This window comes from Bradyrhizobium sp. SZCCHNS3016, assembly GCF_032484535.1.
GTDB lineage: Bacteria > Pseudomonadota > Alphaproteobacteria > Rhizobiales > Xanthobacteraceae > Bradyrhizobium.
In genome coordinates this window covers 309,179-323,453 of sequence record NZ_JAUETE010000004.1, presented here as the reverse complement: position 1 = coordinate 323,453, position 14,275 = coordinate 309,179, and the positions used below count along the sequence as shown (strand labels likewise).

The following is a 14,275-nucleotide window of genomic DNA, read 5'->3' as shown; positions in this document are numbered from 1 at the left end:
TGACCGGTGCATCGGCCGCGGCCGTCAGCCAGCCGCTCGCGCCGGCAGCAAGACAAGTCGTGGGGGCGATTGATGCTGCGTTCGAAGGCCCGTGTCATCGCTCTCTGCGCGATGACCGGCATTGTGCTTGCGGCGGGGTACGCCGGGCCGGCGCAGGCGCAATCGAGCGTCTGGGACTCCACGATCTCCAACACGAACTGGTATGTGCCGACGGCGCAACTGCTCGCCTACATGTCGCCGAAGACGGGCTTCTCCAACCCGATCCCGATCGGTGACCAGACGTTGTGGACCTTGGGCGCCGCGACCAACGGCGCCTTCACCGGCACCAGCGTCGCGCAGCTCAGGATCGGCCTGGCGCTGCTGACGGACACCTCGACCATCCAGGGCTTCGTCACCACCAGCGGCCAGATCACCATGCTGTTCACGCCGACCGGCGGCGGCGCCGTGACGGTCGGACTCGGCTATATGCGCAACGTCAACGGCGTGACCAGCATGGAAATGCAGATGATCACCGGCGACAGCCTGCTGGTGACGCATTGGGCCTACATGCTGCCCTATGATCCCGCGACCTTCACGCCGCCGCCGTCGGCGCCGGTGCCGGCCAATTCCGTGCCGCAATGGGCGTGGACCGCCGGCACGCCCTGGCGGATCGTCAGTCCGACATTGTTCGGCACGCAGGCGCCGGGCCGTTTCGTCATCACGAGCTATCAGAACGGCTATTTCTGGGGTGCGGGCGTCGCACCGCCCGGCAGCGCCGCGGCGGGCTTCACGCTGCTCGGCTCGGTGACTCCCGAGGGCAGCGTGCTGTTCAACACCCTCTCGCGCGGCACCCTGACCAGCCTCTATGGCACGGCGAGCGGCAACGCCGCGGGCGCGCAGATGCTGGTGTCGACCTACGACCTTACCGGGAATTTGACTGGAGGACTGGCGACGATGTCGCTGATCCAGCCTTACGCGGAAACGCTGCGGTCTGCAGGCGGCCGCGTCGGCCTGGAAGCGGCTGACGTGTTGTACCGGCTGTCGATGACGTCGGCCGGCTGGACTGGATCGATGGTCTCGGGCTTTGCCGCGCTTGATAATCTCAGCGGTCCATCTCTCAGCGCCGCCGTGAAGCAGACGTTGCCGGTGCTGACCGGAGCGGCCTCGCAGGCGACCCATGTCAGCCAGCAGGTGTTCCGGCAGACGATGACCAACAGGCTCGATGATGTCAGCAGCGTCGGCTGGGCCGCTGGTCGCAATGTCTGGATGCAGCCTCTCGGCGGCACCGCGCAGCAGACGGGACACGATGGCGTTCCGGGCTATGGCGCCTCCGGCGGCGGTCTGGCGTTCGGCGCCGACGTCGCAGTCTCGTCCCGTGCCATCATCGGCGGCGTTCTTGGTTATTCTCATCATACGATCGCCGGCAGCGACGACGCCGTGCCGAACCGTCTCGCTCTCGCTTCCTATCAGCTCGGGCTCTATGGGGCCTACGCGATCACCCGTGATGTCACCTTCGACTATCAGCTCGATGGCGGATTGAGCGACAACGGCGAAAACCGGTCGCTGAGCTTCATGGGCGCATCCGCCGGCGGCAGCTATCGTTCCTATAGCGGCCATGCCGGCGCAGGCATCAAGACGCGCATTCCGCTGCAAGATGGCTTCGCCCTCGTTCCAGCGCTGCGCCTGGACTACGGCACGGTTCGCAGCAATTCCTACGGCGAGAACGGTGCCGGCGGTTTCAGCCTCAACGTCGATCCTCAGATCTATCAGGAGCTCGTGACGACGGCGCAGCTGAAAGCTGTCTACGCGCCCATCAGGCAGATTCGTCTGACCAGCGATATCGGCGTCGGCTACAACGCGCTGAATCAGCCGCTGCAGATCAGCGCGGCGTTCTCGGGCGGCGGCGAGAGCTTTGTCACCCATGGCCTCGGCCTGTCGCCATGGATCTATTCGGCGGGCCTTGGTCTTGTGGCCGCCGGCAACGACCGGCTTGACGTCAGCATCCGCTACGGCATCAACGCGACATCGTCGGGTCTCGTCCAGCAGTCGGGCCACGCGGTGCTGAAGATCAGGCTGTGACGCGCCGAGCTCGTCGTTCTATTCGCGCCCGAAATAGGCCGGCAAGCGCTGGTCGAGCCGGAACTTGAGCATCGAACGCGCCATGTCACGCAGCACATTGTTGTTCGCAGCCTCCGGCGGCGAGGCGGGGAATGCGGAGTTGTCGACGTCTCCGGCGTGAGACGGCGGGCCGACGCCGGAGGTCAGCCGTGAGAGCAGCGACTTCGAGCTCATGGCAGGCTCGCGCGTCTCGAATGTCGCCCCGTCGTAGAGCTGGATATCGATCATGATGAAGACGTGGCTGATCCGGCCAAATCCCTCGCCCCTGTTGATGACACCGACGCCGGTAACCTCGTCGTTGGTCGAGGGTTCGCTGTCGGTTCGGCGGGTGATCACGAGGTAGCGAGCGCACCCTGCCGTGCCGGCCACCTTCCTGACGATGGGCGTGAGCTTCCCGTTCTCAGCCTTGATTGGGAGTGACTGATAGAACGGATCGAATGCTCCCTTGGGGACGCCGATGCGGCGGATCCCGGCATCACCCGCGGCTGCCTTCACACGCGCGTAGACGATGTCGTCGAAGCCCCAGGGCACCGGCACTTCGGCGTACTCGTTGCCCAGGCGGGTCATGCCGTTCTTCTGCACCGTGAAGACATCGCCGAGCGCGGCGATCACCCCGATGTCGCACGGTCCGCCCTCGCGGACGGCCATCGCCGGCTTGGCGGCCTTGGCATTGCTGCCTGCTGGCTTCGCGGGCTTAGCATTCAGCGGTGCCGGGGCCGATTGCGCCAGGGCATTGGTGGAGGACCAGAGCATGGCAATGATGAGCGCAGCAAATCGGCGAGAGATGGTCACTGGGAGAGCTCGTCGCAGGGAGGAAAAGGATCAAGTCAAGGGAGCTCGTTCGAGTCGTCCGAAGTCTGCGCCCGCATCATTCGATCTTCAGATAGCTCGGCAGGTCGCGATCGAGCTTCGCTGCGACCAGGGTGCGCAGCCGCTCGCGCAGGACGGTGCTGGAGGCCGCAGCCGCGAGAGGCTCGGGCAAGTCGGCATTGTCGAGCTTGTTGAGAGGGTCTTCGGTGAGCCTCATGGTCTCGGCAAGCCTGGCGCCGGTGTCGGCCGAGAACGAGCTGATCTTCTCGTAGGACTGGCCGTCGATGAGCGCGATGTTGACGTTCGCAAACAGATGCGAGTGCCTGAGGATCGATCCGACCCCCTGATTGTAGGCGCCGATGCCTCTGAGCCTCAGCGTGGTGTTGGGAATGGTCGTCTCGAACCTGGTGACGACGAGATAGCGCGCGCAGCCCGCATTCGTCGTGACGCTGCGCACGATCGCGGTCAGGCTCTCCTTCGGATCGGGCAGGAAGCGCGATGTCGGGTGGTAGTAGACCTCGAACGCGCCTTTCGGATAGCCGATCCTGCGCACGGTCGGATCGCCGCCGGTAGCCGCGCGCACGCGCGCCATGGCGAGGTCGTCCAGTCCCCATCCCGGCAAGGTGACTTCGTCCTCTTCGGTTTCAAACACGGTGAGACCGAACTTGCTGACGGCGAGCTGGTCGCCGAGTGCGGAAATGACGCCAAGACGGCACGGACCGCTTTCGATGGCGCCTGGTTTCGCCATCGCCTTTGTCTTTCCGGAGGGCTTCTTGGCCGCGGGCGCGGCCTTGGGCGCCGTTTTTGACGGAGCCTGGGCCCAAGCCCCGGTTGCGAAGGCAGCGGCGAGAACGACGAGCGCAAGGCGGCGGATCGACAGGAGCGGCACGGACATGGGTACGGTTCGAGAATGCGAGGTCGTCGCGAACTCGAACTTAGTTCGCCTGCGAAGGCGCACGCAATGGTTTCCGGTCGCCACGCGTAAGATTTGCGCTTGCACGCCCTGCGATCAGGAGCCCGCCGCCTGACCGTCACGCTTCCATCGATAATATTTCATGATCCGGCCGTGCAGCGGGTCAGCTTCCTCCTTTTCCAGCACGAAGCCCTCGCGCTCATACCAGCGCCAAGCCTTGTCATTGCCCTTTGCGCAGCGCAGCCACACTTCGTCCGGCAGCAGCTCGCGGGTGAAGGTGAGCAGCCGGCGGCCGAGCGAGCGGCCCTGATGGGACGGGGCGATCATCAGCTGGTCGAGATAGAGCGTGGGGACGTTGATCGCGAGCATCGCGGCGAGGCGGCCGCCGTCGTCGGCGACATACAGGCTCCAGCCGCCGGCAATTTCACGCGGCACGCGCTCCCTGAGGAGCGCGAGCAGCCTCTCGCTCGGGGTCTCCAATCCGGTCGAGCACCAGCTCTCCATCCAGAGGCTGGCGACGGCGTCGTATTCGTCCGGGTGGGCAGGGCGGATGATAGGATGGAGCATGTGTGGTGACCTGAAGCGGGGTGACGGCCTCTGCATCCGCAGCCGTGACCTGGGACGCGTGAGGGTGCGCGACCAATAGGACAACAAAAAAGGGCGGCCCGAAAGCCGCCCTTTGTATTTCATTCGAAGGGTGCGCCGGCTTTACTCGCCGGCGGCCTCGCGCGCCTCGGCGGGCGCGTCCTTCTGCTTGGCCTCGAGATCCTCGCCGGTGGTCTGGTCGACGGCCTTCATCGACAGCCTGGTCTTGCCGCGGTCGTCGAAGCCGAGCAGCTTGACCTTGACCTTGTCGCCTTCCTTGACGACGTCGGAGGTCTTCTGCACGCGCTTGTCGGCGAGCTGCGAGATGTGCACGAGGCCGTCGCGGGTGCCGAAGAAGTTCACGAAGGCACCGAACTCCATCACCTTGACGACGGTGCCGTCATAGACCTGGCCGACCTCCGGATCGGAGGCGATCGACTTGATCCACTTGATGGCGGCCTTCATCGCCTCGCCGTCGTTGGAGGCGACCTTGACGGTGCCGTCGTCCTCGATATTGACCTTGGCGCCGGTCTTCTCGACGATCTCGCGGATCACCTTGCCGCCGGTGCCGATCACTTCGCGGATCTTGTCGGTCGGGATCTTGAAGGTCTCGATGCGCGGCGCGTATTCGCCGAGCTCGGCGCGCGCGGCGGTCAGCGCCTTGGACATCTCGCCCAGGATGTGGATGCGGCCGTCGCGGGCCTGGCCCAGCGCAACCCGCATGATCTCCTCGGTGATGCCCTCGATCTTGATATCCATCTGCAGCGAGGTGATGCCGCTCTCGGTGCCCGCGACCTTGAAGTCCATGTCGCCGAGATGGTCCTCGTCGCCGAGGATGTCGGAGAGAACCGCATAGCGGCTGCCTTCGAGGATCAGGCCCATCGCGATGCCCGCGGTCGGCCGCTTCAGCGGCACACCGGCATCCATCAGCGCCAGCGACGAGCCGCAGACGGTGGCCATCGACGACGAGCCATTCGACTCCGTCACCTCCGACACCACGCGCGTGGTGTAGGGGAACTCGTGGTGCGGCGGCAGGACCGGGTGGATGGCGCGCCAGGCGAGCTTGCCGTGGCCGATCTCGCGACGCTTGGTGCCGCCGAGACGGCCGGTCTCACCGACGGAGTAGGGAGGGAAGTTGTAGTGCAGCAGGAACGTCTCTTTGTACGTTCCCGACAGCGCGTCGATGTACTGCTCGTCCTCGCCGGTGCCGAGCGTGGTCACGACCAGCGCCTGGGTCTCACCGCGGGTGAACAGCGCCGAGCCGTGAGCGCGCGGCAGCACGCCGACTTCGCAGACGATGTTGCGCACGGTCTTGGCGTCGCGGCCGTCGATGCGCTTGCCGGTGTCCAGGATGTTCCAGCGAACGATCTTGGCTTCCAGCTCCTTGAACACGCCGGAGAGGCGGAGCTTGTCGTATTTCGGCTCCTGCCCTTCCGGGAAGAAGTGCGCCATCACCTTTTCCTTGACCGCGCCGACGGCAGCGTAGCGCTCCTGCTTCACGGGAATCGCATAGGCCTTGCGCAGGTCCTGCTCGGCGATCCCAAGCATCTCCTTCTCGATCGCGCCGTTGTCGATGATCGCGACGTCGCGCGGCTCCTTGGCGGCCTTCTCGGCGAGCTCGATGATCGCATTGATCACCGGCTGGAAGTGACGGTGACCGAACATCACCGCGCCGAGCATGATGTCCTCGTTGAGCTCCTTGGCCTCCGATTCCACCATCAGCACCGCGTCGGAGGTGCCGGCGACGACCAGGTCGAGCTGGGTGTCGGCCATCTCGTCGAGGGTGGGATTGAGGATGTATTCGTCATTGGCGAAGCCGACGCGGGCGGCGCCGATCGGGCCCTTGAACGGCACGCCCGACAAGGTCAGCGCGGCCGACGCGCCGACCAGCGCCACGATGTCCGGATCGTTCTCCATGTCGTGCGACAGCACGGTCACGATGACCTGGGTCTCGTTGCGCCAGGCGTCGACGAACAGCGGGCGGATCGGGCGGTCGATCAGGCGGGAGACCAGCGTCTCCTTCTCGGTCGGACGGCCCTCGCGCTTGAAATAGCCGCCGGGAATGCGGCCGGCCGCGTAGGTCTTTTCCTGGTAGTCGACCGTCAGCGGCAGGAAGTCGACGCCTTCGCGCGGCGCCTTGGCGGCGACGACGGTGGCGAGCACGACGGTCTCGCCATAAGTGGCGACGACGGCGCCGTCGGCCTGGCGGGCGATCTTGCCGGTTTCAAGCTTGAGCGGACGCCCGCCCCAGTCGATCTCGACGGAATGCTTGGTAAACATGGGTATCTTCTTTCATGAGATGATCGAAGGCGGACCCCGCAGAAACAAAAAAACCATGCGCAAGATTGCAGGGCGCTGGATTGCGATCAGCGCCCTGCGATCCTGCCATGGTTTTCTTATTTCGGATGGCGTCCATCCTTCTCGTAAGTAACGGGCACCTTGCCCGTCACGCCCAGCGGCCGGATTGCTGCTGAGGCGTACTGCACGGTCCGGGCAGGATCAGTCGAAGAGCGCATCTGCCTCTTTCCAGATCCAGCCAGACCGCATGATCCCGGATTCGCGAACGCCGCGATCGAAGCGGCGTCCTCGGCATCATGCCATCAACGCGCGCAACACCGCGCGCGCTCATTCCCAGTCGAAGCTCAACGGCGAATGTTGTGCTTCTCGAGCAGCGCCTTGTAGCGCGCCTCGTCGTTCTTCTTCAGATAGTCCAGCAGCGAACGGCGGGTCGAGACCAGCTTCAGGAGGCCGCGGCGGGAGTGGTTGTCCTTGCCATGGGTCTTGAAGTGGCTGGTCAGGTTGTTGATGCGTTCCGAGAGGATCGCAACCTGCACCTCGGGAGAACCGGTATCACCGGCCTTGGTGGCATTCGCCTTGATGATTTCCGCCTTGCGCTCTGCGGTCACCGACATCGTCAGTCTCTTTCGTTGCGACCGGAGCTGGCAGTCAGTCCGGTCAGGTTGAACACGCGCTTGGGGATGAGTTCGCCATTGCCAATTTCGGCAAGCGCCAGAAGGCGGCCTGCGACCGTGACATAGACTGTGCCGCTACTATTGGGCGCATCCCGTCCGCGCAACAAGACGGCCTGGCCCCTGTGGAGCCTTGCCGCATCAGCCCGAGTGACGGCCAGTGCCGGGATGTCGTCCAGCGCGGTCTCAACGGGCAAGAGTGCGTCGGCGAGGCTTCCCTCACCGGACGCGGCTCTATTGCACAAAGCCTCCAACTGTTCCAGCGGAATCATGTCGTTCTCGGTAAACGGACCCACCAGGGTCCGCCGGAGCGCGCTGATATGGCCGTAACAGCCGAGGAGGCGGCCCATGTCGCGGGCCAGCGCCCGGACATAGGTTCCCTTGCCGCATTCCGCCTCGAACACCGAATGGTCCGGGTCGGGCTGGTCGACGAGGGTCAGTTCATGGATCTCGACCGGGCGCGGCTGGAGCTCGACGACCTCGCCGTCGCGGGCGAGATCATAGGCGCGCTCGCCCTGGACCTTGATCGCGGAATAGCGCGGCGGCGTCTGCTCGATCCGGCCGGTAAATTGCGGCAGCAGCGCCCGGATCGCCGCCGCATCCGGCCGGCTGTGGCTGGTCTCGACGACCCGTCCTTCGGTGTCGTCGGTATCGCGCTCCTCGCCCCAGGTCACGGTGAAGCGGTAGCGCTTGCGGCCGTCCATCACGAACGGGACGGTCTTGGTGGCTTCGCCGAGCGCGATCGGCAGGCCGCCGGAGGCGAGCGGATCGAGCGTGCCGGCATGGCCGGCGCGCTTGGCCTGGAACAGGCGCTTCACCACCGCCACGGCCTGGGTCGAGGTCATGCCGATCGGCTTGTCGAGCACGACCCAGCCATGGACGTCGCGGCGATCGCGGCGTGGCTGGTTGCCCTGACCGTTTCCTTGGCGCTGCTTGTTGCGCGGATCGTTGTTGTCGCGCGGCGGGCGTCCGTCGGCAGAATGGATCGTCTTGGCGGCGGTCGGTTCGGCGCTCGGCGCGTCGACAGTGCCGGTTTCGGGGGGAATGGTCATCAGCTCTCTTCCGAATCCGAATTGAGGTCTCTCTGCACCGCGGGTGTTCGCAGTAATTTCTCGATCCGTTCCGCTTCGTCGAATCGCTCGTCGACGCGGAAGCGGATGTCAGGTGCAAATTTCAGGTTAACGCGCCGCGCGATGTCGCCGCGCAGGAACTTCTTGTTGCGCTCCAGCGCAGCGAGCACGACGTCCGTATCCTGTCCGCCGAGCGGCATGATGTAGATCGTGGCGAGCTTCAGGTCGGGCGACATGCGGACTTCGGGCACCGTAATGATGTGTCCCTCCAGGTCCGGGTCGTGCACGTCACCGTGGCTGAGAATGTCGGCGACAGCGTGACGCACGGTCTCGGCCACGCGCAACTGACGCTGCGAGCCGCCGGAAGCGGCGCTTCCCCTCTGGTGATGGCGAGGCATTTTTCAAAAATCCAATGGATCGTCGCCCGGCGTGAGCACGGGCGAGAGGATCATTCTGATTGAGTTCAACGACGCTTCGTTAAGTTCAAGGGACGCAGCGATTCCGCATGCGCACGGAATCGCTGCTCACTCGAATTGCAGCGCGCTCTGTAGGATTCGGACTTACAGCGAGCGCTGGATGGTCTCCACGCGATAACACTCGATGACGTCGCCGACACGCATGTCGCCGTAGCTCTCGAAGGCCATGCCGCATTCCTGGCCGGCCTGCACTTCCTTCACTTCGTCCTTGAAGCGCTTCAGGGTCGACAGCTTGCCCTCGTGAACCACGACGTTGTCGCGGATCAGGCGGACATTGGCGCCGCGCTCCACGGTGCCGTCGGTGACGCGGCAGCCGGCGACCTTGCCGACCTTGGAGATGTTGAACACCTCCAGGATCTGCGCATTGCCGAGCATGGTTTCCCGAAGCGTGGGGGCCAGGAGACCGCTCATCGCCTTCTTCACGTCATCCACGAGGTCGTAGATGATGTTGTAGTAACGGATCTCGATGCCGTTGCGCTTGGCGAGCGCGGCCGCTTCCTTGTTGGCTCGTACCGAGAAGCCGATGATCGCGGCGTTGAAGCCTTCGGCCAGCGTCACGTCGGACTCGCTGATGCCGCCGACGCCGGCATGCAGGATGCGGGCGGCGACCTCCTCGGTGCCGAGCTTCTCCAGCGAGCCGAGAATGGCTTCCAGCGAGCCCTGCACGTCGGCCTTGATGACCAGCGGGAATTCCTTGCGGCCCGCAGTCTTCAATTGCGACATCATCTGTTCGAGCGAACCGCGCATGCCGGAGATCGAGGCTGCCGCGTTCTCGCGCTTCTGGTGCGCGCGGTAGCTGGTGACCTGGCGGGCACGGGCTTCGTTCTCGACGACGGCGAGACGATCGCCGGCTTCCGGCGGACCGTTGAAGCCGAGCACCTCGACCGGCACCGACGGGCCTGCCTCCTGCAATGTCTCGCCCTGATCCGAGATCAGCGCGCGGACGCGGCCCATCTCGGCGCCGGCGACGATGATGTCGCCGACCCGCAACGTGCCGCGCTGGACCAGCACGGTGGCGACCGGGCCGCGGCCACGATCGAGCTTGGCTTCGATCACGGTGCCTTCGGCCGGGCGATCCGAATTGGTCTTGAGGTCGAGAATGTCGGCCTGCAGCGCGATCATCTCGAGCAGACGATCGAGGTTGGTCTTGTTCTTGGCGGACACCTCGACGTCGACGACCTCGCCGCCGAGCGATTCGACCTGCACCTCGTGCTGGAGCAGCTCGGTGCGGACGCGCTCGGGACGGGCGTCGGGCTTGTCGATCTTGTTGATCGCGACGATCATCGGCACCTTCGCCGCCTTGGCGTGGTTGATGGCCTCGATCGTCTGCGGCATCACGCCGTCATCGGCCGCGACCACCAGCACCACGATGTCGGTGACCTTGGCGCCGCGGGCGCGCATCGCGGTGAACGCGGCGTGGCCGGGCGTGTCGATGAAGGTGATCTTCTTGCCGGAATCCGGCGCGGTCACCTGATAGGCGCCGATGTGCTGGGTGATGCCGCCGGCTTCGCCCGAGACCACGTTGGCGTGACGCAGCGCGTCGAGCAGCGAGGTCTTGCCGTGGTCGACGTGGCCCATCACGGTCACGACCGGCGAGCGCGGCTCGGTGTCGGTCGAATCGTCGACGACGTCGAACAAACCCTCTTCGACGTCGGACGCCGCGACGCGCTTGACGCTGTGGCCGAGCTCCTCGGCGATCAGCTGCGCGGTGTCGGCATCGATCACGTCGGTGATCTTGTGCATCGCGCCCTGGCGCATCAGCAGACGGATCACGTCGACCGCGCGCTCCGACATGCGGTTCGCCAGCTCCTGGATGGTGATGGCTTCCGGAATCGTCACCTCGCGGACGAGCTTCTCCTTCTGCTCGTTGGCGGCATGGCCCTTCAGGCGCTGCGTGCGGCGGCGGAACGAGGCGATCGAGCGCTCGCGCACATCGTCGGCCGTCAGTGCCGTGACCACCGTCAGGCGGCCGCGCTGCTTCTGCGGACCCGGCTTGTGCGTGGTCTTCGGCGGCGGCGCGGGACGTGCGGCTCCGCCGGGACCCCTGCGGATCTGGCGCGGACCCTCATCCTCGTCCGGACCGGCGGCAACCGCCGCCGGCGCGCGGCCGAGCGGACCGCCGGCGGCAGGACGGGCGCCGGCCGGGCGTGCGCCCGCCGGCTGAGCGCCGCCGGGCCGCGAGCTCGGACCACCAATCTGCTGCGGCCGGCTGCCCGGTGCGCCGACGGGCCTGCCGGGGGCGGGCGTCGAGCGGGCCGGTGCGGTCGCGGCGGGCTGCGGCGCGGATGTCGCCGGACGGGGCGCCTCGCCTTCGCCGAACCGCTTCTTGGCCTCGAGCTCGGCCTTGCGTTTGGCTTCCTCTTCGTGGCGGTGCCGCTCTTCCTCGGCCTTGCGGCGCGCCTCGGCAGCCTCGCGCTCGGCGCGTTCGGCGGCTTCGCGCTCGGCACGGCGGCGCGCTTCCTCTTCGGCCTGGCGGCGTTCCTCGATGTCGCGCACGCGGGCGTCGGCCAACGCGCTGGCGCGGGCCGACCGCTCGTCCTCCGTCAGGGTGCGCAACACGACCCCGGACCCGCCGCGCTGCGACGAGCCGGATGGGCGCGGTCCGGATGAGCGCGGCGATGGCGGGGGCGGCGGCGCCTTGGCGACGGTCGGCTCCGGCGCATGCGGAGCATCGGGCCCCCCATCGCCGACGCGGCGCTTGCCGCGCTTCTCGACCACCACCTGCTTGCTCCGGCCATGTGGGAAGCTCTGGCGTACCGTGCCGGTCTCGACGCGCGGCTTCAGCGTCAAGGTCTTGCTCGGGACACTCAGTTTCTTGTCGCCCGGAGTGTTGTTGTCGGCCATTCAGTCGTCCTAATCTCGTTACCAGCGTGCGGGCTACCGCACCGTCTCATTCGTGCAATCGTCGCGATGTCTTCGTAGCTATGGCTTCAAAGTGCTATGTCTTCGAAGTCGAAGCAGATTTCGTGGCCGCGGTTCCGGCAATCTTGTCAGCGTCGGCCGACCGGTATCGGACCAGTGTCTGGCTGCGCGACAGGAATGTCCTGCTCGCCGGGCCTGCGAGCACGGCAGCATGTATCACATTTGAGCGCCCAAGTGCCAAATCCAATTCTGCCGAAGTGAGACAGCAGATGATCGGAATTGTCGGGGCTTGGCCCTGGTCCCCGTCGTTCGGCCGCACCAGCGCGTCGAGCTTGCGGATCCCGTCGGCTGCGCCATCCGCGGCATGGACGAGGGCAGCCAATGTCGACCGCGATTGCCGCTGCGACAGCGCCGCTTCCACCTTGGAGAAACCGGAGACGACCTGGCCGGCCTTGGCGGCAATCCCCAGCGCTTCGATCGCGCTGCGGGCCAGCAAGGCTTCCAGGTCTTCGGCAAGGGTCGGCGGGACGCGGACGTTGGTCTTGAAGCCTCGGCTGAAATGGTGACGCCGCACCGCCTCCGCAACCGCCTGGCGCGAGGCGGTGATCCACAATCCCCGACCGGGCAGCTTGCGCTTGATGTCGGGCACGACCTCGCCCGACGGGCCGACGACGAAGCGGATCAGCTCGCCGATCGGCCGCACGTCGCGGCTGACCGCGCACATGCGCATGGTCGCGGACTTCTCGGTCCGCGGTCCATTGTCGAGCTCGGGGTCGGCCAAAGCGAGCATGCGGTGATGCGGCTCCTCATCTCAAGCGAGCTGGGTCAGGGTGGGGGTCATCGTGCCGTCCATGGGGCGAGCCAAACGGGTCAGGCGGGCTGTCCTTCGGTTGCTTCGTCCTCATGCTCGGGTTCGGCTTCGGCCTTGGCGAGGTCAGCCTCACTGATCCAGCCGGCCTTGACGCGGGCCTGCATCACCATGTCTTCGGCGTCGTCGCGGGAGACATCGAGACCGTCGAGAATGCCGGCGAATTTGGTGGCTTCGCCGCCCTCCTTGCGCTCGGTCCAGCCGACCAGATCGTCGGTCGCGCAGCCCGCGAGGTCCTCGACCGTCTTGATGTCGTTCTCGCCGAACTTGACCAGCATCTTGGTGGTCACGCCGGGCACGTCCTTCACCGCGTCCTCGACGCCGAGTTCCTTGCGCCTGGCCTCGAGCTCCGCTTCCTGCTGCTCGAGGAATTCGCGGGCGCGGGTCTGCAGCTCGGTCGCGGTCTCCTCGTCGAAGCCCTCGATGCCGGCGAGATCCTTGAGGTCGACCAAAGCGAGCTCCTCGACCGAGGTGAAGCCTTCGGACGCCAGCAGCTGGCCGACGACCTCGTCGACGTTCAGCGATTCCATGAATACGCGCGTGGAATTCTCGAAGTCGGCCTGACGGCGCTCCGATTCCTCCTGCTCGGTCAGGATGTCGATGTCCCAGCCGGTCAGCTGCGAGGCGAGGCGGACGTTCTGGCCGCGGCGGCCGATGGCGAGCGAGAGCTGGTTGTTGGTGTCGGGCACCACGACCTCGATGCGCTCGCGGTCCTCGTCGATGACGACCTTGGCGACTTCAGCCGGCGCCAGCGCGTTGACCACGAAGGTCGCGATGTCGGGCGACCACGGGATGATGTCGATCTTCTCGCCTTGCAGCTCGTTCACCACGGCCTGCACGCGCGAGCCGCGCATGCCGACGCAGGCGCCGACCGGATCGACCGAGGAATCGCGCGACACGACGCCGATCTTGGCGCGCGAGCCGGGGTCGCGGGCCACCGCCTTGATCTCGACGATGCCGTCATAGATTTCCGGCACTTCCTGCGCGAACAGCTTGGCCATGAACTGCGGATGGGTGCGCGACAGGAAGATCTGCGGGCCGCGGGTCTCGCGGCGGACGTCGAACACATAGGCGCGGACGCGGTCGCCGTTGCGGAACACCTCGCGCGGCAGCATCTCGTCGCGGCGGATGATGGCCTCGCCGCGGCCGAGGTCGAGGATCACGCTGCCATATTCGACGCGCTTGACGACGCCGTTGACGATGTCGCCGATGCGGTCCTTGAACTCCTGGTACTGCCGGTCGCGCTCGGCCTCGCGCACCTTCTGCACGATGACCTGCTTGGCCGACTGTGCGGCGATGCGGCCATATTCCAGCGGCGGCAGGGTGTCGGCGATGGTGTCGCCGATCTGCGCGCCCGGATTGGCGCGGCGGGCATCATCCAGCGAGATCTGGTTGGAGGGGTTCTCGACCTTCTCGACCACCAGCATGTGGCGCGACAGCCGCAGCTCACCCTTCTTCGGATCGATCTCGGCGTGAACGTCGGTCTCGCTGCCGTAGCGGGCGCGGGCGGCCTTGGCGATCGCGTCTTCCATGGCAGCGATCACGATGCCGCGGTCGATCGACTTCTCGCGCGCGACGGCGTCGGCGATCTGCAGCAGTTCCAACCGGTTGGCGCTGACGGCCAT

Annotated in this window: 11 protein-coding genes; 1 reads left to right on the top strand and 10 read right to left on the bottom strand. The window is 66.1% G+C overall.

From position 1 onward, the window contains the following. Positions 1–72: 72 nt before the first annotated feature. A complete protein-coding gene (locus QW881_RS11370; protein WP_315758134.1) occupies positions 73–2,058 on the top strand; it encodes an autotransporter domain-containing protein in 1,986 nt (661 codons plus the stop codon). Between the two features lie 18 nt (positions 2,059–2,076). Here the strand turns inward: QW881_RS11370 and QW881_RS11365 are convergent, their stop codons facing one another. The 10 genes from QW881_RS11365 to nusA form a co-directional block, all read right to left on the bottom strand. Next, positions 2,077–2,709 carry a hypothetical protein gene (locus QW881_RS11365; protein WP_315758133.1) on the bottom strand — a complete coding sequence of 211 codons (633 nt, stop codon included), beginning with the start codon at positions 2,707–2,709 and terminating at the stop codon, positions 2,077–2,079. A 256-nt stretch (positions 2,710–2,965) separates the two neighbouring features. Beyond that, on the bottom strand, positions 2,966–3,802 hold the full coding sequence (locus QW881_RS11360) for a hypothetical protein (RefSeq protein ID WP_315758132.1): 837 nt from the start codon (positions 3,800–3,802) through the stop codon (positions 2,966–2,968). Between the two features lie 114 nt (positions 3,803–3,916). Further along, positions 3,917–4,387 (bottom strand): GNAT family N-acetyltransferase, encoded by a 471-nt coding sequence (locus QW881_RS11355; protein ID WP_315758131.1) that lies wholly within the window; start codon positions 4,385–4,387, stop codon positions 3,917–3,919. Positions 4,388–4,528: 141 nt separating this feature from the next. Next, entirely contained in the window at positions 4,529–6,685 is a 2,157-nt protein-coding gene (pnp, locus tag QW881_RS11350; protein ID WP_315758130.1) for a polyribonucleotide nucleotidyltransferase, read from the bottom strand. A gap of 362 nt (positions 6,686–7,047) precedes the next feature. After that, the gene (gene rpsO / locus QW881_RS11345) at positions 7,048–7,317 is read right to left on the bottom strand and encodes a 30S ribosomal protein S15 (RefSeq protein WP_009025947.1); all 270 of its coding nucleotides are present in this window, start codon (positions 7,315–7,317) and stop codon (positions 7,048–7,050) included. Between the two features lie 2 nt (positions 7,318–7,319). Next, positions 7,320–8,426 carry a tRNA pseudouridine(55) synthase TruB gene (gene truB, locus QW881_RS11340; protein ID WP_315758129.1) on the bottom strand — a complete coding sequence of 369 codons (1,107 nt, stop codon included), beginning with the start codon at positions 8,424–8,426 and terminating at the stop codon, positions 7,320–7,322. Then, the gene (gene rbfA / locus QW881_RS11335) at positions 8,426–8,842 is read right to left on the bottom strand and encodes a 30S ribosome-binding factor RbfA (protein ID WP_315735600.1); all 417 of its coding nucleotides are present in this window, start codon (positions 8,840–8,842) and stop codon (positions 8,426–8,428) included. The genes truB and rbfA overlap by 1 nt, the downstream gene beginning before the upstream one ends. A 162-nt stretch (positions 8,843–9,004) precedes the next feature. Then, positions 9,005–11,764: a translation initiation factor IF-2 gene (gene infB, locus QW881_RS11330; protein WP_315735598.1), complete on the bottom strand. Its 2,760-nt coding sequence runs from the start codon at positions 11,762–11,764 to the stop codon at positions 9,005–9,007. Between the two features lie 94 nt (positions 11,765–11,858). Continuing rightward, positions 11,859–12,572, bottom strand: a complete 714-nt coding sequence (locus QW881_RS11325) for an RNA-binding protein (RefSeq protein WP_315735596.1) — start codon at positions 12,570–12,572, stop codon at positions 11,859–11,861. An 80-nt stretch (positions 12,573–12,652) separates the two neighbouring features. After that, positions 12,653–14,275, bottom strand: a complete 1,623-nt coding sequence (gene nusA, locus QW881_RS11320; protein ID WP_315758128.1) for a transcription termination factor NusA — start codon at positions 14,273–14,275, stop codon at positions 12,653–12,655.

Coding starts and splice junctions, on each gene's coding strand:
- rbfA (WP_315735600.1), bottom strand. CDS start 8,842: ATGCCTCGCCATCACCAGAGGGGAAGCGCCGCTTCCGGCGGCTCGCAG.
- truB (WP_315758129.1), bottom strand. CDS start 8,426: ATGACCATTCCCCCCGAAACCGGCACTGTCGACGCGCCGAGCGCCGAA.
- infB (WP_315735598.1), bottom strand. CDS start 11,764: ATGGCCGACAACAACACTCCGGGCGACAAGAAACTGAGTGTCCCGAGC.
- rpsO (WP_009025947.1), bottom strand. CDS start 7,317: ATGTCGGTGACCGCAGAGCGCAAGGCGGAAATCATCAAGGCGAATGCC.
- QW881_RS11325 (WP_315735596.1), bottom strand. CDS start 12,572: ATGCTCGCTTTGGCCGACCCCGAGCTCGACAATGGACCGCGGACCGAG.
- pnp (WP_315758130.1), bottom strand. CDS start 6,685: ATGTTTACCAAGCATTCCGTCGAGATCGACTGGGGCGGGCGTCCGCTC.
- QW881_RS11355 (WP_315758131.1), bottom strand. CDS start 4,387: ATGCTCCATCCTATCATCCGCCCTGCCCACCCGGACGAATACGACGCC.
- nusA (WP_315758128.1), bottom strand. CDS start 14,275: ATGGCCGTCAGCGCCAACCGGTTGGAACTGCTGCAGATCGCCGACGCC.
- QW881_RS11370 (WP_315758134.1), top strand. CDS start 73: ATGCTGCGTTCGAAGGCCCGTGTCATCGCTCTCTGCGCGATGACCGGC.
- QW881_RS11360 (WP_315758132.1), bottom strand. CDS start 3,802: ATGTCCGTGCCGCTCCTGTCGATCCGCCGCCTTGCGCTCGTCGTTCTC.